General features: G+C 66.0%; 23 protein-coding genes. 3 read left to right on the top strand and 20 right to left on the bottom strand.

The features are described 5' to 3' along the window. The first annotated feature begins 26 nt into the window (after positions 1-26). Positions 27-695: an amino acid ABC transporter permease gene (locus tag QX135_RS21715; protein ID WP_315780581.1), complete on the top strand. Its 669-nt coding sequence runs from the start codon at positions 27-29 to the stop codon at positions 693-695. 127 nt (positions 696-822) lie between these two features. Here QX135_RS21715 and QX135_RS21720 read toward each other — a convergent pair whose 3' ends face one another. The 9 genes from QX135_RS21720 to QX135_RS21760 form a co-directional block, all read right to left on the bottom strand. Further along, positions 823-1701 (bottom strand): transporter substrate-binding domain-containing protein, encoded by an 879-nt coding sequence (locus QX135_RS21720; RefSeq protein WP_315737759.1) that lies wholly within the window; start codon positions 1699-1701, stop codon positions 823-825. A 133-nt stretch (positions 1702-1834) separates the two neighbouring features. Further along, on the bottom strand, positions 1835-2848 hold the full coding sequence (locus QX135_RS21725; protein ID WP_316180193.1) for a Na+-dependent transporter: 1014 nt from the start codon (positions 2846-2848) through the stop codon (positions 1835-1837). Positions 2849-2949: 101 nt separating this feature from the next. Continuing rightward, positions 2950-4014, bottom strand: coding sequence for a ketopantoate reductase family protein (locus QX135_RS21730; protein ID WP_315755634.1), 1065 nt, complete (start codon positions 4012-4014; stop codon positions 2950-2952). Positions 4015-4274: 260 nt separating this feature from the next. After that, positions 4275-4886: a YitT family protein gene (locus QX135_RS21735; RefSeq protein WP_315737761.1), complete on the bottom strand. Its 612-nt coding sequence runs from the start codon at positions 4884-4886 to the stop codon at positions 4275-4277. A 25-nt stretch (positions 4887-4911) separates the two neighbouring features. Beyond that, complete coding sequence (locus tag QX135_RS21740; RefSeq protein ID WP_316180121.1) at positions 4912-6078, bottom strand: amino acid aminotransferase; 1167 nt, start codon at positions 6076-6078, stop codon at positions 4912-4914. A gap of 191 nt (positions 6079-6269) precedes the next feature. Continuing rightward, the gene (locus QX135_RS21745) at positions 6270-6605 is read right to left on the bottom strand and encodes a hypothetical protein (protein ID WP_316180120.1); all 336 of its coding nucleotides are present in this window, start codon (positions 6603-6605) and stop codon (positions 6270-6272) included. A 72-nt stretch (positions 6606-6677) separates the two neighbouring features. Next, complete coding sequence (locus QX135_RS21750; protein ID WP_316159873.1) at positions 6678-7034, bottom strand: cupin domain-containing protein; 357 nt, start codon at positions 7032-7034, stop codon at positions 6678-6680. Between the two features lie 181 nt (positions 7035-7215). Next, positions 7216-8178 (bottom strand): alpha/beta hydrolase, encoded by a 963-nt coding sequence (locus QX135_RS21755; RefSeq protein WP_316180117.1) that lies wholly within the window; start codon positions 8176-8178, stop codon positions 7216-7218. A gap of 28 nt (positions 8179-8206) precedes the next feature. Next, positions 8207-8980 carry an SDR family oxidoreductase gene (locus tag QX135_RS21760; RefSeq protein ID WP_316180115.1) on the bottom strand — a complete coding sequence of 258 codons (774 nt, stop codon included), beginning with the start codon at positions 8978-8980 and terminating at the stop codon, positions 8207-8209. A 213-nt stretch (positions 8981-9193) separates the two neighbouring features. Between QX135_RS21760 and QX135_RS21765 the strand changes: the two genes are divergently transcribed. Next, positions 9194-10174, top strand: coding sequence for a DUF2155 domain-containing protein (locus tag QX135_RS21765; RefSeq protein ID WP_315737766.1), 981 nt, complete (start codon positions 9194-9196; stop codon positions 10172-10174). A 6-nt stretch (positions 10175-10180) separates the two neighbouring features. On the opposite strand, the gene aat is transcribed toward QX135_RS21765, so the two are convergent. The 10 genes from aat to tcuA all read right to left on the bottom strand — a co-directional run bounded on the left by aat (position 10181) and on the right by tcuA (position 20159). Next, complete coding sequence (gene aat / locus QX135_RS21770; protein ID WP_315798524.1) at positions 10181-10861, bottom strand: leucyl/phenylalanyl-tRNA--protein transferase; 681 nt, start codon at positions 10859-10861, stop codon at positions 10181-10183. Positions 10862-10920: 59 nt separating this feature from the next. Continuing rightward, a complete protein-coding gene (locus tag QX135_RS21775) occupies positions 10921-12009 on the bottom strand; it encodes a sensor histidine kinase (RefSeq protein WP_315774627.1) in 1089 nt (362 codons plus the stop codon). After that, positions 12006-12443, bottom strand: coding sequence for a response regulator (locus tag QX135_RS21780; protein WP_315737769.1), 438 nt, complete (start codon positions 12441-12443; stop codon positions 12006-12008). Before QX135_RS21780 ends, QX135_RS21775 begins: the two co-directional genes overlap by 4 nt. Further along, positions 12440-13960 (bottom strand): sensor histidine kinase, encoded by a 1521-nt coding sequence (locus QX135_RS21785; protein ID WP_315737770.1) that lies wholly within the window; start codon positions 13958-13960, stop codon positions 12440-12442. The genes QX135_RS21780 and QX135_RS21785 overlap by 4 nt, the downstream gene beginning before the upstream one ends. A gap of 114 nt (positions 13961-14074) precedes the next feature. Continuing rightward, positions 14075-15424: an acetyl-CoA carboxylase biotin carboxylase subunit gene (gene accC, locus QX135_RS21790; protein WP_315737771.1), complete on the bottom strand. Its 1350-nt coding sequence runs from the start codon at positions 15422-15424 to the stop codon at positions 14075-14077. 83 nt (positions 15425-15507) lie between these two features. Continuing rightward, complete coding sequence (gene accB, locus QX135_RS21795; RefSeq protein ID WP_315737772.1) at positions 15508-15993, bottom strand: acetyl-CoA carboxylase biotin carboxyl carrier protein; 486 nt, start codon at positions 15991-15993, stop codon at positions 15508-15510. Between the two features lie 51 nt (positions 15994-16044). Further along, positions 16045-16524, bottom strand: a complete 480-nt coding sequence (gene aroQ / locus QX135_RS21800) for a type II 3-dehydroquinate dehydratase (RefSeq protein ID WP_315755619.1) — start codon at positions 16522-16524, stop codon at positions 16045-16047. Between the two features lie 277 nt (positions 16525-16801). Next, positions 16802-17476: a DUF1236 domain-containing protein gene (locus QX135_RS21805; protein ID WP_315774629.1), complete on the bottom strand. Its 675-nt coding sequence runs from the start codon at positions 17474-17476 to the stop codon at positions 16802-16804. 183 nt (positions 17477-17659) lie between these two features. Further along, on the bottom strand, positions 17660-18757 hold the full coding sequence (tcuB, locus tag QX135_RS21810) for a tricarballylate utilization 4Fe-4S protein TcuB (RefSeq protein ID WP_316234274.1): 1098 nt from the start codon (positions 18755-18757) through the stop codon (positions 17660-17662). Beyond that, a complete protein-coding gene (tcuA, locus tag QX135_RS21815) occupies positions 18744-20159 on the bottom strand; it encodes an FAD-dependent tricarballylate dehydrogenase TcuA (RefSeq protein WP_315772232.1) in 1416 nt (471 codons plus the stop codon). Before tcuA ends, tcuB begins: the two co-directional genes overlap by 14 nt. A gap of 203 nt (positions 20160-20362) precedes the next feature. Here tcuA and QX135_RS21820 point away from each other — a divergent pair, with 203 nt between their 5' ends. Further along, complete coding sequence (locus QX135_RS21820; protein WP_315772230.1) at positions 20363-21034, top strand: GntR family transcriptional regulator; 672 nt, start codon at positions 20363-20365, stop codon at positions 21032-21034. A 122-nt stretch (positions 21035-21156) separates the two neighbouring features. Here QX135_RS21820 and QX135_RS21825 read toward each other — a convergent pair whose 3' ends face one another. Further along, positions 21157-21921, bottom strand: a complete 765-nt coding sequence (locus tag QX135_RS21825; protein ID WP_315772229.1) for a DsbA family protein — start codon at positions 21919-21921, stop codon at positions 21157-21159. Between the last annotated feature and the right edge of the window lie 80 nt (positions 21922-22001).

Genomic DNA, 22001 nt, shown 5'->3' on the forward strand with positions numbered 1-22001 from the left:
CGCGACCGCGTTACGCCGGAGCTGCGATGAACTATACCTGGGATTTCGCCATCCTCGCCAAGTACAGCCATCTGTTCTGGGTGGGGCTCGGCTGGACCATGGCGTACACGCTCGGCACCATCCTGCTCGGCTCGGTGATCGGGCTCGTCGTCGGCATCGTCAGGCTGCGCCGCCCGGTGGTGATCGACTGGCTGCTGATCGGCTATATCGAGCTGTTCCGCTGCACGCCGCTGCTGGTGCAGATCATTTGGTTCTACTACGCGTTCCCGGTGGTGATCGGCGTCAACATTCCGGCGCATGTCGCCGCCGTCACCGTGCTGTCGCTCTATGCCGGGGCGTTCTATGCCGAGATCGTGCGCGGCAGCATCGAGAGCGTGCCGCGCGGGCAGTGGGATGCGGCACGCGCGCTCGGCCTGCGTCCGTGGCGGATGATGCGGCTCGTGATCCTGCCGCAGGCCCTGAAGCCGATGCTGGCGCCTTATGTCAACCAGTCGGTGACGCAGTTGAAGAACACCTCGCTGGTGTCGGTGATCGCGGTGCCGGATCTCGTCTACAACGCGACGCTGATCAATGCCGACACCTACCGGCCGCTCGAGGTCTACACCATCATCGCGCTGATCTACTTCGCGATCCTGTTTCCGGCGACGCTGCTCGGCCGCCGCTTCGAGCGCGGCATGACGTACGACAAGGCGTGAGGCGATACATCATCGAATGCCTCCGTCATTGCGAGCGAAGCGTAGCAATCCAGGGCGGCACGCGCGGTCCTGGATTGCTTCGTCGCTGCGCTCCTCGCAATGACGCTAGGAGAGAGCGTAGCTTCGCTTAGATATTCACCTCGACCGGCACGTCCTCGGCCTTGACGCCGGCCAGCCCCAGGCCCTTGACGAACCATTCGCGCATCTGGCCGATGCCGCGGTTGTAGTCGATCCACACCGCGAGGAAGTCGCGCCAGCGCTTGTCGGCCTCGCGGCGCACGCCCATGCTGGAGGGGATCGCGACCGAGGGCGACTGCAGGATCTTGTAGGTGCCGAGATTGGGGTTCTTGGCGATTGCGGTGAGGCCCAGGATCAGCGCGTTGACGACGACGTCGACGCGGCCCGAGGCCATCTCCAGCATCACCTCGTCGCGCGACTTCAGCGACTTGATGGTCGCGTTCGGCGCAAAACGGCGCGCCACCGCCTCGTTGGCCGAGCCGACGTCGACGGCGATCTTCACTTCCGGCTTGTTGATGTCGGCCCAGGTCTTGGCCTCCATCCCCTTCTTCAGCATCGCGCCGAACGGATGCGGAAACACCGTGCCGCAGAAGTCGATGACCAGCGCGCGCTGCGGCGTCGGGTTGAGCGCGAAGCCGAGATCGATCTTGCCGGCCTGCAGGTCGAGCACCGAATTGCCGTAGGTCGACTCGACATATTCGAGCTTCACGTCGAGCAGCTTGGCGATGTCGTTGGCCATCTCGATCGAGAAGCCCGACCACGTGCCGGAGGCGAGGTCCTTGTTGAAATAGGGCAGCTCGCCCGGCAGCACGGCGATGCGCAGCACCTTGTTGGCGCGGACCCGGTCGAGCGTGTTGTCGGCCGCTTGCGCCGAGGCGGGCGTCGTCGTCATGGCGGACGCGAGCGCGGCACCGGATCCGATGGCGAGCGCGTAGCGCAGCGCATCGCGGCGGTCTTCGGAAATTTTCTGATCGTCTGACGTGGTCACATAATCCTCCTGCACCAACAGCCACGGAGCGTAGCGCCGGCCTTGCACGCCAGCAACAACCATGTCGGCCTTGATAGTAAGCGGCTGGCCGTCGCGTCATGCCGAAGCGGCCGCAGGCCGTTGCTGCTCTGCCTCATTCCGATGCAGGGCTGGTCAAGCCGTGATCGGTCCCGCCAGATGGAAGCGCCTTGGGACGCAGGCGCTCGGCGAGCGGCCGCAGCAACTGCGGGGCAAGGTGAATCGGGAACTGGCTCATCGCGAAATACAGCCAGGTGGTGCCCGGGATCGCGCCCTCGGTCGCCGCCAGCATCAGCCCCATGTTGCGCAGCGACACCATCATGCCGAGCGCCATGGCGCGTTCGCGGCCCGCGCCGCGAAACAGCAGCATCGTGGTACCAAGCAACAGCAAGAACACGGCGAAGGCGAGCAGCGCCAGTCCCAGCATGCGGAACGGGCTCGCGGCCAGGTCGGCCAGGAAATGAGCCATGATGGCGGAGGCGAACACGAACAGGATGAGGACGTTGAGGCCGTCGATCGGCGCGCGATGGCGGCGGATCGTATCGATGCCGAGGGCAAGGCGGATCGCGGCGGCCGCAGCCAGCGCGCCCGCAAGGATGGCGGCGAGCTTCAGCCCGAGCGCGGCCGGAGACAGTGACAATGTCTCGCCCAGGAACACAGAGGCGAACAGCGGTGCCGTCAGCGGCACCAGCGCGGTCGAGGTCACCAGCGTGATGAGAACGAGCGTCGCGTCGAGCCCCATCAGCGCGGCGAGCGCGGGCGAGGCCATCATCGGCGAGGCCGTCCCCTGCAGCATCAGCGCGAGATACAGGTCGGGCGCTGTGGCATCGACGCCCGTGATGCGCCCGATCGAGCCGACCAGCGCCGGCACGGCGATCGTGGTCCAGGCCGTCGCGGCCACCACCAGCAGCGGGCGGCGCAGATGCGCTGTTAGCATCCCGACGTCGACGCGCATGAACGAGATGCAGAGCAGCAGGAAGATCGCGTGCGTGACGTAGGGTCGCGCCAGCTCGCCGAGCGGCGGCACGGCGATCGCCAGCAGCAGCACCGCGACGATGGCGCGGGTGCCCTGATTGCCGAGCCAGCTCAGGGCCTGCAGAGGAAAAGCGAGAGGCCCGAAGGACGGCATCTTCATCCGAACGCTGTGAATCAATGAACGCGCGAACCATGCGTTGGCCGCGCGTTCATGCAAAGTCACATCTGGTTACGGACGATGTCGGCGCCTGCCCATCACTGCGCGCTGGAGCCGCCGACCACGATCTTCTCGTTGAGCTTGAAGTCGACGGTCTGCACCGTCTGGTCGATCTCGGCATTGGGCATGCCGAGCTGCTGCGAGATCAGCTTCACCAGAAGGTCGACGCGCTCGATGAACGGCGCGCCCGCGGCGACGGCGCGCGCGGCCGACGACGGCTTGAGCAGGCTCTCGGCCGCCTTGGCGTATTTCTCGAACGGCACCTGGTCGCTCGGATCTGCGCCGAGCTTGCGCGCGATGGCATCGACGTGCTCGTAGATCGATTTCGACTGGGCGAGATTGCCATGAACGGCATCACGGATGGCCTGCGGCTCGCCGCGCGTGATGCAGCGATAGTTGCCGGTGAGCAGCATCGACCACTTCGCCAGCGGCACGAACAGCGAGTCGAACACCTTCAGCTTCACCGGCACGTCCTGGCCGTCGAGCCTGACCGCGTCGATGTCGCGCTCCAGCTCACGCAGCAGCGCATTGTGCTTTTCGTCCTCGAAGGCGGCGGCCTTGAAGTTGGTCGGCAGGCCGACATGCAACACGTTGGCGGCTTCCTCCGGCGGACGGAAGGCCTGCGGATCCGGCGAGCACAGCGTGACCAGCCCGGGCGTGAAGCGTTCCCACACCGCGGGGTTGGTGTAGGCCTCGTCGAGGTCGACGTTGGCGAGCGCCGGGATGCGCTTGAGATAGGGCAGCGGCGGCATGTTCATGATCGACAGGCACGGCAGCCTGGCCTCGGCGATCTTCACCATCAGCACGCGAATGGTGTGGTTGGTGTATTGCGGCTCCTGCATCGCAAGACCAACCAGGTCGTAGCGCGACAGGTCGACGCTATCCGGCGTGGCCGCGTCGAGCTTGCCCGGCAGGTCGCGCGAGAAGATCGAGCGATGCGCCGGCTCGTCGCGCAGCTTGATGCGGACCTCCGTGCCGTCGCGGTTGATCAGCTCGGCGGTCTTCTTGCGGCAGACCAGCGTCACGTTGTGGCCGGCCATCAGCAGCTTGGTGCCGAGGAGGGAGCCGTAGGAAGCCCCGAGAATCAGAATGTTGCGTGCCATACCTTGGTCGTCCCCAGAGATCGGTTCGAGATTTTGCGTTCGCGTTTCTTGTTGGCGATCCAGCCGCACCGAAGAGTCCGTCAGGCGCCCCGCAGGGGCGGACGGAGGCGGTAATCCATTGCCTCGGTTGCTGGCATACCAGAGCTTTCATCCCACGGAATGCGCCGTCTGGCAAGGTGCAGCGCACCCATGCGGCATCCGGCGCGTGTCACGGTGGGGTATCCGAGCGCAGATCGACCTTGCGGTTGGAGCTCGGCCGCTCAGCTCAGCGCCATGTAGCGCCCCGGCTTGTGGTTGATCGCGATGATGACGTTGACGATCACGATGCCGATGATCGACAGCGCCAGCCGGTTCACGGGGATGACGAAGAATGCGGCGATCATGATGAGGAAATCGACGGCGAGCTGGAAATAGCCGGCGCGGATCTTCCAGTGCTCCTGCAGATACAGCGCCAGGATGTTGATGCCGCCGAGGCCCGTGCGATGGCGGAACAGCATCAGCAGCCCTGTGCCGGTCAGGCCGGCGCCGATGATGGTGGCATAGATCGGCTCGATCCACGCAATCTCCACCCAGGACGTCGTCAGGCGCGAGAACAGCGCCACAAGCCCGACCGCCAGGAAGGTGCGGATCGTGAACGGCCAGCCCATGCGCTTCACGGCCAGCACGTAGAAGGGCAGGTTGAGCAGGAAGAAGCTCAAGCCGAAGCCGTAGCCGCTGATATAGCTCAACAGCAGCGACAGACCGGCGGTGCTGCCGACCAGCAGCACCGTCTTGCTGTAGATCAGCATGCCGAGCGACACGAACAGCGTGCCGAGCGTCAGGGCCATTGCGTCTTCGTAGAGCTTGTGCCGTTCCTGGACGATCTCGGTCACGCTGTCGTTCCTCGCCCGCGCTCGCTCAAAGCGACTTGAACAGGCCGGCGACGCGCGTCACGTCTGACAGCTTCAGGCCGGCGACATTGATGCGGCCCGAGGTGGGCATGTAGACGCCGCTCTTCTCACGCAGGGTCAGCACCTCCGCCGGGGTAAGTGGCAGCAGCGAGAACATGCCTTCCTGCACGCCGATGGCGACGGTGTTCGACCAGCGGCCGCCGAGCGCCTCGGCAAAGGAGCGGCGCAGCGTCGCTAGGCGCAGCCGCATCGACTCCAACTCCTCGGCCCAGTCGCGGCGCAGATCGGGGCTGCCGAGAATGGTCTTCACGATCGCCGAGCCATGGTCCGGTGGCATCGAATAGCTGGTGCGCGCGATCGCGACGAGATTGGAGCGCGCGGTGTCGGCCGCCGCCTGCGATGCCGCGACGGCGTAAAGAGCACCAGTGCGCTCACGATAGAGTCCGAACGACTTCGAGCAGGACACTGCGACGAGCGCTTCGGGGGCGGCCGCGATCAGCATCCGCAGACCGGCCGCATCGCCGTCGAGGCCGGCGCCGAAGCCCTGATAGGCGGAATCGATCAGCGGCACGAGGCCGCGCGCTGTGATCATGGCGGTGATGCGCGTCCAGTCGTCGGCGCTGAGGGGAGCGCCGCTCGGGTTATGGCAGCAGGCATGGATCAGGACGGCATCGCCCGGCTGAGCGCGCCGCAGCGCGTCGAGCATGCTGTCGAGCTGCAGGGTCTGCGATGGCACGTCGAAGTATGGATAGGTCTCGACCTCGAGCCCCGCCGCGGCGAAGATGCCGGCGTGATTGGGCCAGCTCGGCAGGCCGAGCCAGATCTTGCCGGTGCCGGCCTGCCGGATCAGATCGGCGGCGAGGCGGAGCGCGCCCGAGCCGCCCGGAGTCTGCACGCCTGCGGCATGGACCGATGGCGCGGGGCCGCCGACGAGCGACCACAACAGGTCGAGGAAGCGCTGGTCGCCTTCCGGCGCCACATAGCTCTTGCTGTCCTGGCTCTCCCAGATGATGCGCTCCGCAGCTTTCACAGCGCGGAAGATCGGCGAATGGCCGGCCTCGTCGCGATAGACGCCGACGCCGAGATCGACCTTGTCCGGCCTCGGATCGGCTTTGAAGATGCCGATCAGAGCGAGCAGGGGATCATCGGGCTGGCGGGTCAAGCGGTCGAACATCGGGGCGATCCTATCGGAGGAGGGGCCTGCCAGACGGCCACAAGCCGTCCTTGCGGGCGAGGGGACACTATCTCGGTTGCAGCGCAAAAACAGCGGACATTTCGGCGATGCTCCGCTTCGTCCGCTGCATGGGCGGCCGTTGCGCCCTCAGAACTTGCCGTGGCCCGCCTGAGCGAACTGAGCGACAAGCGTCAGCGACCGCCTTCTGAGCCAGAACGGGGCTCGGGAGCCGGCTGTGGGGGCTCGGTGCGGATCTTGCGCGCGCCCCTGGCGGCAAGCTGTGAGCGAACCCTGCCATCGACTTGGCGCCCGGTCGCGCGTTGCCATTTCCGAAGCTCGACCGCGGTCGGGATCACTTTCACGATCCGCTCGTCCGGGCGACTGCCGATCGTGTCGATGACCTCCTGAGCGCTGGCCAGCCATTCTTCGTAGGTGTCGTGCAGATCTGGACAGATCCGCCTGAAATCCTCCCACTCTTCGGGCTTGAACCAAGCCAGCGCAATCTCCAGAGTTGGCTCAATGTTCATCCTGCTCACCTGTCCGCTCTGAATGATATCTCAAGCTCGCGGAGTCCCGAAGCTCTGACGTCTTCCGGCGAGTCAGATGCGCGGCTTGGGCGCGGGCACCCTGTCGGAGTCGCCGGAGTTCGGTTCGCCCTTGGGTTCGATCAGGAGCACCTTGACCTCTTTGGCCGCGCGCGGCCGGTGGACGACCCCTTTGGGGACGACGAACAACTCGCCGGCCTTCACCGTCCGCGAAGGCTGCCCCTGAATGTCCATCTCCATCTCGCCTTCCAGGACCAGGAAGAAGTCATCCGTCGTGTCATGCTTGTGGAACGGGAATTCTCCCATGAACTTCACGACCATCACGTCATTTTCGTTGTAGTCCGCGATCACGTGCGGGTCCCAATGGCCTGAGAATTGGCTCAGCTTGTCGGCGAGGTTCACGGTCTTCATGCGGGAGTCTCCTGCTGCGAGGAATGAGATGTGAGCTGCCCAGTCGTCCTGGCCGGCTTGCACGGGATGTAGCTGCTGCTCGAGGCGAGCAAGCCGATCTCACACGAGACGACTTCGGCTGCATGTGAGCACGACCCGCGAACTCGCGGGTCGTTGCGTTCTGAGCTCAGCGCGGTAACGCTCAGATGCCGCCGGGCCGGTCGAGCTGCTTCAGCCAGACGCCGATGTCGCGCGCCGCGACATTGGCCTGGTCCAACAGCTTGCCCATCGTGAAGAAGCCGTGGAACTGGCCGGGATGCGTTCGGTAGGTCACCGCCACGCCGGCCTCGCGCAGGCGCCGCGCGTAGTCGTCGCCTTCGTCGCGCAGCGGATCGGCGCCGGCGGTGAGCACATAAGCGGGCGGTAGCCCCACCAGGCTTTCCGCCTTCGCCGGCGAGGCACGCCAATCGTGAATGTCGGCGGCAGTGTTGAGATAATGGTCGCGAAACCAGCGGATCACCGAATGCGTCAGCAGCACGCTGGTCTCGGGCTCGCTGTGGGAGGGATGGCTCATCGTGAAGTCGGTGGCCGGATAGATCAGCACCTGGCCTGAGAGCTTCGGGCCGTTGCCGTCACGCGCCGAGAGTGCGACGACGGCGGCGAGATTGCCGCCAGCGGAATCGCCGCCGACGCTGAGCCTGGCGGCATCGATGCCGAGCGCGGCGGCATTGTCGGCGATCCATCGTATGGCCGCGACGGCGTCGTCGACCGCCGCCGGAAACTTGTGCTCGGGCGCGAGGCGGTAGTCGACCGAGATCACGATCAGTTCGCCTTCGTGCGCCAGCGCGCGGCATACCACGTCATGCGAATCCAGATTGCCGATCACCCAGCCGCCGCCGTGATAGAACACCAATCCCGGCGCAAGACCGTTGGTCTGCCGCACCGCCCTTGGCCGATAGAGCCGTGCCGGGATTGCGCCATGCGGGGCAGGGATGGCGAGGTCCTTGACGTCCGCAAGCTCGGGCGGCTCGGGATTGCTCACGACGCGCGCGGCCAGATAGTAGTCCCGCGCCTCCTGCGGTGTCAGCGTCTCATAGGCCGGCCGACCGCCCTCCTGGAACGCCTTGTAGACGGCGGCGGCATCGGCATCGAGCTGAACGGGCATTGCAATCGACCTGTGCGTTGAGGGGACGTCAAGCGGCGGTGCGGCCACCATCGACGGTGTAGGCGGCGCCGGAGACGTAGCTGGCATCGTCGGAGGCGAGGAAGGCGACGATCGAGGCCACCTCTGCGCCCTGGCCGAGTCGGCGTGCGGGGACGCGATCGACCACCTTGTCGGCCGGAACCGGGGCGCCGCTGCGTCCTTCGATGATCGCGCTCAGCATGCGGCTCTCGATCAGCCCGGGGCAGATGCAGTTCACACGCACATTGGTCCCGCTGCACTCCCAGGACGCGCTCTTGGTCAAGCCGATGACCGCGTGCTTGCTGGCGCTGTAGACGGCGATCTGCGGCGAGCCGATCAGGCCGGCGATCGAGGCGGTGTTGATGATCGAGCCGCGGTTCTGCTTCAGCATCACCGGAAGCACGTGCTTGAGGCCGAGGAAGACGCCGACGACGTTGACGTCGAGCACGCGACGAAACGCGTCGAGCGGATAAGCGGTGATCGGCTTGATCTCGCCTTCGATGCCGGCGTTGTTGAAGAACACATCGATGGTGCCGAACCGATCGCACGCTTGTCGCACATAAGCCGCGACCTGGTCCTCGTCGGTGACGTCGGCGGCCACGGCGAGCGCCTCGGCGCTTGCGGGCAGGGCGGCCGTCGCGGCGGCGAGATCGGCCTCGCGCCGGTCCACCGCGACGATGCGGGCACCGCGTGCGGCCAGCAGCCGCATGGTCGCGGCGCCGATGACGCCGGCCGCACCGGTAACGACGGCCACTCGGCCGTCGAGACGGATCGAATCAGACATCGGTTTCCTTCCCTTTGACGCCGGTTCCGATCGGGCTCTTGATCACGACTATCTCATTGGATGAACCGGCTGACCAGCACGCGGAGCGCTGGCAGCTCGCCCTTCCCCCGCCGTATTCGACATGTTAACGGGAGGGCTGATCGAGAGCGGCGGATGGGTCATGACGCGATTTGATTGTCCCGAACCCCGATTCGCCTGATAAAGCCGCGCGAGATGCACCGAACAATCGTCCTGACCGGTATCGCGGCATTGCTGGCCGCCACATCCCTCACGCTGTCCGTGCCGGCGCGCGCGCAGATCGGTACCATTTTCTCCGATCCCGTTCCGCGCCCGCCGGGCAACATTCCGCGCCGTGGCGAGCCGATTCCGCCTCCCGAGGAAGAGGAGGAGGTCCCGGAGCTGCCGCAGGGCCGGGTGCTGCCGGCGCCGACCCGTCCGCCGCCAGGGCAGGGCGCCGCCCTGCCGGGCCCGGTCCAATCCCAGCCGCTGGCGCCGCCGCCGGGAACGACGATCCTGCCACAGAACAATCCCCCCGTCGCGGCCGTGCCGCCGCCCGGCCAGGCTGCGCCCGGTCAGCGGCAGGCACCGGCTCGCGGCGCCCCCCAGAATGCGGCGATCCCGCCGAACGGCGCGGTGCCGCAGACGCCGGCCACCATCCAGCCGGGCGACGAGGTCGTGACCGAGCCGCCGGCGCAGAAGATCGTGAACAAGAAGGCGAGCTTCTCCGGGCTCGACAAGATCACCGGCCGCATCATCAATTTCGACGAGGACATCGGCGAGACCGTGCAGTTCGGCGCGCTCCGGGTGAAGACCGACGCCTGCTACACGAGGCCGGCCACCGAGGCCGCCAACACCGACGCGTTCGTGCAGGTCGACGAGATCACCTTGCAGGGCGAGGTGAAGCGCATCTTCTCGGGCTGGATGTTCGCGGCCAGCCCCGGCCTGCACGGCGTCGAGCACCCGATCTACGACATCTGGCTGGTCGACTGCAAAGAGCCGCAGACCACGGTGGTCAGCGCAGCCCCCGATCAGAAGCCCACGCCCACGGCGCAGCCGGCACAGAAGCGGCCGCCGCAGCAGAGGCAGGCGGCTCCCAGGCCGCCATCGCCGCCGCAGCAATATCAGACCCAGCAGGTGCCGCCACCGCCGCCGCCGCCCCAGGCGGGCGGACCGTTCGGCGGAGTGTTCAGATAACCGGGCTCAGCCGCGCGCGGCGATGATCGCCAACGCTTCGGTACCCGGCATCGGCCGATCGACCGCCAGCCTGGCGAAATTGGCGGCCGGTCCCCTCAGGGCCTTTTCGAGCAGCACGGTGTAGCGCCGGCGCGGGATCTCGACGGCGCCGAAGGTCTTGAGGTGCTCGGTGACGTATTGGGTGTCGAGCAACTCGAAGCCGCCGGCGATCAGCCGCGCGACGAGATGCACCAGCGCGACCTTCGAGGCGTCGCGGGTGCGATGAAACATGCTCTCGCCGAAGAAGGCGCGGCCCAGGCTGACGCCGTAGAGGCCGCCCACAAGCTCGCCATCCTGCCAGCATTCGACGCTGTGGCAATGGCCGAGCGCGTGGAGGCCGCTGTAGAGCTCGCGGATACGCTTGTTGATCCAGGTGTCCTCGCGGCCGGGCTGCGGCTCGGCGCAGCCATCCATCACCGCCTTGAAGGCCTGGTTCACGGTCACGGCGAAGGCGTCCGATCGCACCGTGCGCGCAAGGCGCGAGGCGACGCGAAAGCCGTCGAGCGGAATGACGCCGCGCAGCTCCGGCTCGACCCAGAACAAGGTCGGGTCGTCGGCGCTTTCGGCCATCGGGAAGATGCCGCAGGCATAGGCACGCAGCAGCACCTCGGGCGTGATCTCGGACGCTGCAGAGTCGCGCGTATTCATGGGATCAGCATAGCAGGCCGACGTCGGATGCGCGACGGTCGCGTGCCGGCTGCCTCGGCTCAGCCAACCCCAGCAGCCGCGGGCTTGGGAGCATGTTTTTCGAGGCGGAAGCGGACCACGATCTTGGTGCCGGCATGGCTCGGATCGGGGCCGACGGTGGCATCGAGCTTGGTCGCCATGGCGCTGACGATGCGCTGGCCCATTCCGGTCGAGCGCGGATCGCTGGTTGCGTTGAGGCCGACGCCGTCGTCGGCAATCGACAGCACGATGTCCTCGCCTGCAAGCTTCAGCTCGACATGGATCGGGCCCGGCCCATCGGGGTAGGCGTATTTGACCGCGTTCATGACCAACTCGTTGACGACGATGCCGATCGCGACCGCGCGATCCGGGTCGATCTCGACCGGCTCCGCCTTCAGGGTCAGCCGCGACATCCGGTTGCCCTCGGCCGAGCGGCGCAGGTCGTCGAGCAGCGAATCCAGATACTGGTTGAGCAGCACGCTCTTGAGATCCTGAGACGTGTAGAGCCGGCGGTGCACCTGCGCCACGGCGGCGACGCGGCCCATCGCATTGGTGAGCGCGGCCTTGACGTCGTCCTGGGTGCTGGAGTTGGCCTGAAGATGCAGCAGCGAGGCGATGATCTGGAGCGAATTGCCGACGCGATGATTGACCTCGCGCAGCAGGACCTCGCGCTCCGCCGCCAGCGCCGCGTAGCGGTCGCGTGACGCCCGCACTTCGGCCTCCGCCTCGTCGCGGGCCTTCTGCAGCCGTGCCTGCCGCACCGCGCCTTCGGCCGCGACCTGCAGCAGCGGAATGAACTCGCCCTGCACGTCCTTGACGAGGTAGTCGGCTGCGCCCGCCTTCAGGGCCGTGACCGCGATCTTGGAATCCTGCGAGGCGGTGACGAACACCACCGGCGGCGGTTCGGGCAGCGCCATGATGCGCTCCAGCGTCTCGAGCCCGTCGAAGCCGGGCATGTACTGGTCGAGCGCAACGACGTCGATCCCGCCGCGCTCCAGCCTCTGCAAGCCCGCGCTGCCGTCGGCGGCGTGTTCCACCGTGAAGCCCAATCGCTTGAGCCCGCGCTCGACCAGCCGCGCCAGCGCCGCGTCGTCGTCGATGTAGAGCAGCGTGGGGGCGGCGGAGCTCATGCGGCGGGCGGAACCTGGATGACGGAGAAGAACAGGCCGAGCTGGCGAATGGCGTTGGCGAAGCTTTCGTAGTTGACCGGCTTGGTGATGTAGACGTTGCAGCCGAGCTCGTAGCAGCGCTTGATCTCCTGCGAGTCGTCGGTCGTGGTCAGGATGACCACGGGCGCGCTCTTCAGGAAGCTGTTCTGCTTGACCATCTTGAGGATGTCGATGCCGGTCATGTCCGGCAGGTTCAGGTCCAGCAGGATCAGCAATGCTTGCCCCTTGTGATCGAGGCCGGTGCCGTCAGCACCCAGCAGATACTTCACGGCATCTGTACCGTTGGTGAACGGCTTGATCTCGTTGTTGACTCCCGAGCGGCGGATGTTGCGCTCGATCAGGCGGGCGTGGCCTTCGTCGTCCTCGATCATGATGATCGTCACGGGCATGGTCATCGGTCTGAGTTCCGGGTTGAGGCGTTCCAGTTGATCGGGAGCGTGATGGTGAACGTGCTGCCCTGGTCGAGCTCCGACGCGACCGACATGGTTCCGCCGAGGCGGCGCACCAGCGCACGGACATGCGCCAATCCAATCCCCTGACCCGGACGGTCCTGGGTCCCGGCGCGGCGGAACAGATCAAAGATACGTTGGTGATCCCTGGGATCAATCCCCCGGCCATTGTCCGTGATCTCGAAGATGGCGAAACCGAGCTTGGTGCGGGCGCGAATGGCGATGTCACCGGCAACGCCGGGCTTCAGATATTTGATCGCGTTGTCGATCAGGTTGGAGAAGATCTGCTCCAGCGCAAGGCGGTCGCTGACGATGGCCGGCAGCGGCTCCACGCGGATGGTGGTGTTGGTTTCCGCAGCCTGATGCGCGAGCGTCGAGACGATGCCCTCGATCAACTCGCGGGTGTCGATGCGCACCGGCACGAACTCGCGGCGGCCTTCGCGGGTCAAATTGAGGATGGCGGTGATGAGCCGGTCCATTTTTGCGATCGAGGACTTGATGAAGCCCAGCGCCTCGGAGAAATCCTCCGAGAGCTGCTTGTCGGCGCCTTCCAGCTCCGGCTCGGTGCCTTCGGCCGGCGGCGGCGCGTCGGACACCGCGCGCGCGAGCGCCGCGATGCGCCGGAAGATGTCGCTGCGCAGCTCGTCGAGCTCGCTGGTGAAGCCCATGATGTTGACCAGCGGCGAGCGCAGATCGTGGCTCACAATGTAGGCGAAGCGCTGGATCTCCTCATTGGCCTCGCGCAGGTCGGCGGTACGCTCGTCGACGGTGGCTTCGAGGTTGAGGTTGCTCTCGCGCAGCTTGGCCTCGGCCTCGTCGCGGGCGCTGGTCGAGCGGCGCACAAGGAGCAGCGAGATGACGGCGAGCAGGACGACCAGCGCCGAACCGGCGACAGTGACGATGGTCGCGAGCTGCTGGCTTTCGTCGGCATTGGTGGTTCGCACCGCCAGCAGGCGTTCCTCCTCGGTGCGCATCGCCTCGGCGGTGGTACGCATGGTCGTGCTGCTGTCGATCGATGCGGCATCGCGCACCAGGGCCACCGCACTGGGAAGATCGCCGGACGCGACGAGAGCCTTCTCCCGGTCGAATTGCGCCAATCGGGTCTCGATGATGCTGCGCAATCTGGCGAGGTTCGCCACCTGAGCCTGGTTGTCGGCGAGGAGCGTCGCAAGCTTGTCGAGCACGGGCCGGATCGCGGCAACGGCGGCTTCGTGATCTCTGAGAAAATCCGGGCCCTGGGTCAGCAGGTAGGCGCGGGCGCCGCTCTCGGCGCGGCGGACCTCGAGCAGCAGCGCATTGATCTGGTTCTCCGCCTCGATGGTGTGCACCACCCAGGCGCTGTCTCTGCGGGCCTTGTTGACCAGCAGCACCGAGGCCGTGCTGACGACGACCAGCACCAGGAATCCCGCCGACAACAGCAGGATTTGTCCTAGCGTGCGCCTCTGTCTGATCTCAGGCGCCACCGCTCACTCGCATGCCGATTGAAATACCTGCCCCCTCAGCGGAACCGCCGACAGAGCAGAACGTCGTGCAGACCGAAGAGTTCCCGCCGGGCCGCGGGATTCTTCAGGTGCTGCTCAGTCCGCGTTCTGGCCGGCGAGATACTGCTCGAGCCAGTGGATGTGGTAGTCGCCATCGATGATGGCGGGCTCGCGCACCAACGCCCGGAACAGCGGCAGGGTGGTCTCGATGCCGTCGACGACCATCTCGTCCAGCGCCCGCCGCAGCCGCATCAGGCACTCGACCCGGGTCTTGCCGTGGACGATCAGCTTGCCGACCAGCGAGTCGTAATAGGGCGGGATCACGTAGCCCTGATAGACCGCCGAATCGATGCGGACGCCGAGGCCGCCCGGCGGATGGTACTGCAGGATCTTGCCCGGCGATGGCCGGAAGGTGACGGGATTTTCCGCATTGACGCGGCACTCGATGGAGTGGCCGTTGATGACAACCTGGTCCTGGGTCATCGGCAGGTCGCCGCCGGCCGCGATGCGGATCTGCTCCAGCACGAGGTCGATGCCGGTGATCATCTCGGTGACGGGATGCTCGACCTGGATGCGGGTGTTCATCTCGATGAAGTAGAACTCGCCGTCCTCATAGAGGAATTCGACGGTGCCGACGCCGATATATTTCAGCTCCTGCATCGCCTTGGCGACTGTCTCGCCGATCTTGGCGCGGCTGGCCGGGTCGAGCACCGGCGAGGGGCCTTCCTCCCAGACCTTCTGGTGGCGCCGCTGCAGCGAGCAGTCGCGCTCGCCGAGATGGATCGCGCCGCCGCGGCCATCGCCGAGCACCTGGATCTCGATGTGGCGGGGCTTCTGCAGATACTTCTCGAGATAGACCGAAGCGTCGCCGAACGCGGATTTGGCCTCGTTGGCCGCGGTGGTCAGCGCCAGTTGCAGGTCCGCCTCGGTGTGGGCGACCTTCATGCCGCGGCCGCCGCCGCCGGCGGCCGCCTTGACCAGCACCGGAAAGCCGATCTCCTTGGCGATCGCCATCGCGTCCTGGTCGGGCGTCACCGCACCGTCGGAGCCGGGAACGACCGGAATGCCCAGCCGCTTGGCGGTCTTCTTGGCCTCGATCTTGTCGCCCATCAGGCGGATGTGTTCCGCCTTGGGTCCGATGAAGTGCAGGTTGTGGTCGGCGAGGATCTCGGCGAAGCGCGCGTTCTCCGAGAGGAAGCCGTAGCCGGGATGCACGGCGTCGGCGCCGGTGATCTCACAGGCGGCGAGCAGCGCGGGGATGTTGAGATAGCTGTCCTTCGACGGCGGCGGGCCGATGCACACGCTTTCGTCGGCGAGGCGGACATGCATGGCATCGGCGTCGGCGGTGGAATGCACCGCGACGGTGGAGATGCCGAGCTCCTTGCAGGCCCTGAGGATGCGAAGGGCGATTTCGCCGCGATTGGCGATGAGGATCTTGTCGAACATGGTGCCTCGGGCGCGAGTGGCGAGTAGCGAATAGGGAGTAGCGAATAGGGAACGGACGGCTATTCGCTATTCGCTACTCGCAATTATTCAATGATCACCAGCGGCTCGCCGAACTCAACGGGCTGGCCGTCCTCGACCAGGATCTGCGTCACCGTCCCGGCGCGCGGTGACGGAATCTGGTTCATCGTCTTCATCGCCTCGATGATCATCAGGGTCTGACCGACCGACACCTTGGAGCCGACCTCGACGAACGGCTTGGCGCCGGGCTCGGGCGCCCAATAGGCGGTGCCGACCATGGGCGAGGGCACCACGCCGGGATGTTTGGACAAGTCCGCACCGGCGGCTGCCGCCGTCGCAGCTGCGACCAGGGGAACGCCAGCGGCGACCGCTCCGATGGACGAATGGACGGCCGCCGCAACGGTCACGTTGCGGGCAACGCGGATGCGAAGGCCGGCACGCTCCAGCTCGATCTCGGTCAGGCTGGTCTCATCCAGCAGCGCTGCGAGCTCGCGAATGAGCTGGCTGTCTTCGGATTTCGCGATGGTCTTGTCGTCGGGCTGGGGCGCCATGATCTGATCCGGAACGTTGGGTGGCGTGAGGACTGTGACGTCAGGCTTGCGCTAGATGTCGGTCTGCGTATCGGCTTTGGCGCCGATCTTGGCGGCGAGGCCAGTGATCGCGAGCCGGTAGCCGTCGATGCCGAAGCCGCAGATCGAGGCAAACGCCGCCTTCGCGGTGAAAGAATGGTGCCGAAAGCTCTCGCGAGCGTGGATGTTGCTGATGTGCACTTCAACGGTGGGGATCTTCACCCCCATCAGCGCGTCATGCAGGGCAATGGAGGTATGAGAGTAGGCGCCGGCATTGAGGATGATTCCGACCACACCGCGGCTGCGGGCCTCATGGATGGAGTCGACCAGCACGCCCTCATGGTTGGACTGCCGGCACTCCGCCACCAGGCCGAAGCGGGCAGCCGTCTCGACGCAGAGCCGTTCCACGTCGGCGAGGGTGGCGTGGCCATAGGTCTCCGGCTCGCGGGTGCCCAACAGGTTGAGGTTGGGTCCGTTGAGGACATAGATCGTGTTGTGAGCGGCGTCGGCCATTCCCATCCCGGCGGTGTGGCGGCAGTGGGCGGCGTTATAGGTAACAAAGCCGCCAAGGGGAAGCCTTTCGGCAGCCAGGCCGGCCGTTCGAGGCTTGGTCCGTCACACGAAAAAACCGTCTTAAGTGTGCGAAATCGCTGATTAACCAGGTTTGTCCACCGGGCTGCACGGGTTGCGTGTGATCGCCCTTGCGTGCTCTTTGCGCAATAGATTGGCGCAATAGAATGGGGCGGGCATTGCTGCCCGCCCCATGTCCTCATCGCCTGCCTGGTCGGGATCAGGCGTCGAGAACTGCGACGATCTCGTGGGTGCGAGGATCGATTACGATGATCTGCTCACGAACCAGGATGAAGTCATATCCGCGCCATTCCGGATAGATCGTCACGACTTCGGCCGGGAGCCGGTGGAAGTGAACGTCGCGCGGCACCCGGGTCCCGACCGAGATGTTGAAGTTCACGTTGGTCACCGGCTCGACGCGCTGGCTGCGGATCACGCTGGTGATCTTGGTGCGCTGCTCGGTCGTGAGCTTGGCGCCGGCGCCGGCCAGTCCGGTGGTGGTCTGCGACCGGTCGCTGCCGGTCTTGGTTTCGGCGTTCGTGCTGGTGCCGCTCTTGCTGTCGCGGCTCTCGGCCTTCATGCTCTTGGAGCCCGCCTTGTCGCTCTCGGAGGTCGCGCCCTTGGCAGTCGGACCCTTCATGCCTTCCTCGGCGCGCTGGCCCTTGGTCGCACCAGACTTCTGATCCGACTGGCTGGAGCGCATGTCGGACGCGCCGCCGGCCGCAGGCGAGGCGCTGTCGCGATGCATCGTGCCGCCGGGCGCGTTCATGCCGCCGGCTGCGCCGCCGGACTGTCCAACTGCGCCGCCCGCACCGCCGGCGCTCTGCGCATGAGCAAAACCTGCACCCGCCAGGAGCGCGATTGCAGCAACTGATACCATCAAGCGATTGGTCATCCTCTATCCTCCTCGTATTGGCACTGCCCGCGCCGACAACGGCAGGAGGTAGGAGTCGTTCCGTGCGTCTCCGATCGTTCCGGAAAAATGTCGCAGATCGCAACTTTATGAACGGATGCTCAGGGTCATGAATGCTGCATGACGACGGCGATCAGTTGCGCGTTGACGGCGACCTCGCGCGAGCTACGCGCCGTGACGTTCGCGCGCGTAGCGGAGGAGCGCCAAGAATCGATAGAGGCCGTGCACGAACTTGCCATAGGGCATCGTGATGAAGATCGCGAACACCGCACCGAGATGGACCGCGAGCAGCACGCCCATCGTGCTGGTCTCGCGAAGCACGAGGAGAGCGAGTCCGGTCGCGCCGGTGAGGACGAGCATCGCCAAGAACGCGACATCCATGCCGCGGCTGCCGCCGTCCATCATCGCCGGCTCACGCCTGAGCTTGGCGGCGTAGAGTCCGAGCGGACCGACCACGATGCCGAATCCGCCGAGCGTGCCGAGCACGACGGGCAGATCCCACAACGGATAGGGCGCCTCGCGGTGCAGAAGATAGTGATAGAGCGTCGCGACGCTGGTCGATGCGAAGCAGAGCACGAAGCCCCAGAACGTCAGATGGTGATAGAACCGCCGGGTGTCGCGCGGCCGCTCATCCTCGTTGTAGCAGCCGACGCCGCCGCCATCGAGATAGCGCAGGCTGCCTGCGTCGCGAACGGCGCGCAGCAGTGGACGTGAGCGCGTCAGGGTCGAGCTCGGCTCGCCGATGTCATTCCAGAAGGCCCGAGCGCCCATGATGATGGCGATGATGGCCCACAGGAAGGCGGCGCCGAACAACAGCGCCATCGTGTTGTGAGGCATGAGCGCGTAGAACGATCCCGGGCCGTGCCGGCTTGCAAACAGCGCGGCGGGATCGTTGAAGGCCACGAAGCCGAGGACGAACGCGGCCATGCTGATGACCGCGATGAGCGATATGGCAAGGCCGTTGCGCCTGAACAGCGGCGCCAGCGCGGGCGGCCAGGCATAGTCGGCGTAGCTCTCGTGCCGCACCCGGGCCAGAACGGACGGGACGCGAACGTCGAATTCGTGCGGCGGCGAGAATTGGCAGTCGACGTAGCAGGCGCCGCAGGCATGGCAGAGATTGGCGAGATAGTTGAGGTCGCCGCCGGTGAAGGCGTGGCGCATCTCCATCGCCGGAAACACGGCGCAGAGGCCCTCGCAATAGCGGCAGGAATTGCAGATCGTCATCAGCCGATCCGCCTCGGTCAACGCCTCACTGCGCTGCATGTGTCGCTGCTCCCCGGCCCGCGATGCGGCCGAACACGCTGCCGATCGTCATGCCGATGCCCGCAGCATAGCCGCGGCCGAGCACGTTGCCGGCCATGATCTCGCCGGCGGCGTACATGTTGTCGGCTGGCCCGCCGGCCTTCATCATCATCCTTGCCGCTTGATCGACGCGCACGCCGAGGTAGGTGAAGGTGATGCCGGGCCGGACCGGATAGGCGTAGAAGGGCGCTGAATCGAGACGGCGCGCCCAATGCGATTTGGGCGGCGCCAAGTTCTCGGTGCGACAATCGTCCAGGATGTCGGGATTGAAGCTGCCGTCGCGCACCGATGCGTTGAATTGCGCGACGGTGGTGGTCAGCTTGTCGGGATCGAGGTCGAGCTTGCCGGCGAGCTCGGTGATGCTGGCCGCCTCGATCGCGGGGTAGAGCGATGGCATGAACAGGTTCGCCGATTTCGCGTCGAAGATGATGTAGGCAATCTGGTTCGGCTGGGTCGCGACCAGGCGGCCCCAGATGGCGTAACGCTTCGGCCAGACATCCTCGCCTTCGTCGTAGAATCGCTCAGCGTTGTTGTTGACGACGATGCCGAACACGACGCAGTCGAGCCGCGTGATGATGCCGCCGTCATATTTGGGCGCCCGCGCATCGATCGCCACCGCATGGCATTGGGTCGGGTCGCCGATACTGTCGACGCCGGCGCCGAGCAGCATGTCCAGCACCGCGCCGCGATTGTTAGGCGTGCCGCGGATCAGGAAGTTACGGGCGATCTCACCCCAGCCCTCGACCAGCTTGTCGATGTTGGATTCGAAGCCGCCCGCGGCCGCCACCAGCGCCTTGCCGCCGATGCGCATCCTGCCGTTGCCGTGCTGCACGATCGCCGCGCGGAAGCGGCCGTCGTCCATCTCCAGCCCCACCACCTCGGCCTCGTAGCGCACGTCGACGCCGAGGAGCTCGGCGGTGAGATACAGCGCATTGAGCATCGCCCGGCCGCCGCCCAGGAAGAACGAGTTGGTCCGTCCTAAGCTCAGCGTCCCGCCGAGCGAGGGCTGGAAACGCACGCCTTGTTCGACGATCCAGTCGAGCATGTCCTTGGACTCGCGGATCATCAGGCGCGCCAGTTGCTCGTTGGTCTGGCCTTCGGTGACGCGCAGGAGATCGTCCCAGAACTCGTCCTCGGTGTAGGGGCCGCTCAACGTCGCGGTCGCCGCGTCGTGGGCGCAGCGCATGTTGCGGGTGTGGCGCGTATTGCCGCCGCGATAGAACTTCGAGGCGGCCTCCAGCACGATGACTGAGGCCCCGGCTCGCCGTGCCGCAATGGCGGCGCAGAGGGCCGCGTTGCCGCCGCCGGCCACGACGACGTCGTAGGTCACGGGATGGTCGACGATATCGCTCTGATCAGTCATCGCAGGCCCTTGCGAACGCAAGGCGGCAGGCCCTGGATCGGCGTGCGTCCGCACAGCCACGCCATCGGCATGCCAGCCGTCGGCCTAGCGATGATGGACAGTGCTGAAGTGCCGGCTGCGGAGGCATGTGTTCGTATACTATTGTATACGAACACATGCAAGAGATACTGTTGTTCGGAACAAGGTTGTGAGACAGTGACCCCATGTCCTCGGAATCGCCATCGCTCACCATCGATCGTGACAACGTCTCTCTCGGCGAGGCGGTATTTCGTGCGCTGTGCCATGCGCTGGAGAACGGCCTCTATCGCTCCGGCGATCGACTGCGTGAGGACGAGGTCGCCCAGAAGCTGAACGTCAGCCGCACGCCGGTCCGTGAGGCCTTCGGCAAGCTGGTGGCCAAGGGGTGGGTGCAGCCGGCTGGTGGCCGCGGCCTGATCGTGCGAAGTCTCGACGAGAATGAAATCCTCGAGCTGTACGCGATGCGGGAGATTCTCGAAGGCGCTGCGGCCCGGCTCGCGGCACAGTATGCCGTGCCGGCCGAGATCGCGGCGCTGCGCGACATTCATGCGCGCTTCGTCAGCGGGGAGGGCGACGCCGTCGAGCTCGCGCGGCTGAATCGGCTGATGCACGGTGCGATCCAGCGCGCCGCGCGCAACCGCTATCTCGATGCCGCCCTCGAGGACATGCATGTGGCGACAGCGCTGCTGGGAACCACAACGTTTGCGGCCGAAGGACGTCAGGCAACGGCCGCGGCCGAGCATGGTGAGCTAATCGAGGCGATCGCGATCCGCGATCCCGATCGGGCCGAGGCGATTGCACGCGGCCACATCCGCGAGGCACTTCGAACCCGGCTCGGCATGAAGCTGACGGGATAGGCGAGGGCGGCGGCGCCACCGGTCTCTTGCTTCTTCACCGGCTCACGGCAAAAGCAGAAGGCCGGCTGATACAGCCGGCCTTCGATTGATCTCGTGATGGCGAGACGCTTTGACAGATATGCTCAGCAGCTCGCCTTGCCGCAGCGGGCCGTGCTGATCTTCTCGCGCAGGCCCTCGACGCCGACGGCGCCGATCACGACCTGCTTGCCGATCACGTAGCTCGGCGTGCCGTTCATGCCCATCTCCTCGGCGAGCTTGAAGTTCTCCTCGATCGTCGCCTTGGCCTCGGGGCTTGCCATGTCCTTCTCGACGCGGGCCATGTCGAGGCCGAGTTCCTTGGCCACCGCGAGCGCGTGGGCCTTGTCGGCCTGGCCGCGGCCGCCGAGCAGCTTCTGGTGGAAGTCGAGATATTTCTGCGGGGCCTGCATCCGAACGGCAACCGCGACCTGCGCGGCCTCGACGGAGCCCTGGCTCAGCACCGGAAATTCCTTGAGCACGACCTTCAGCTTCGGGTCGCTCTTCATCAGGTCCATCATGTCGGCCATCGCGCGCTTGCAGTAGCCGCAATTGTAATCGAAGAACTCGACGAAGGTGACGTCGCCATCCTTGTTGCCGAGCACGACACCGCGCGGCGAGTTGAAGATCGTCTCGGCGTTCTTGCTGATGCTGGCCTCGTGCTTGGCCGCCTCGGCCGCCGTCTGGCGCTTCTGCAGCTCGGCCATCGCCTCTTCGAGCACCTCGGGATGCGCGATCAGGTAGTTTCGAACGATCGTCTCGATCTCGCCACGCTGGCTGTCGGAGAAGCTCTCCGCCGACGCGAGCTGAGGCACGCCGCAGAGCGAGAGCGCGAGCAACATCGCGGGAATGAGCGTGCGGACTGACGGCATGAAGGAGGTCCTCTGGGTCAAATGATCGGGTCCTTGTCGATGGTCGTGATCGGTATCTCGATATTCTGGATCGGATGATA

The organism is Bradyrhizobium sp. SZCCHNR1098 (genome assembly GCF_032489375.1).
Classification (GTDB): domain Bacteria; phylum Pseudomonadota; class Alphaproteobacteria; order Rhizobiales; family Xanthobacteraceae; genus Bradyrhizobium.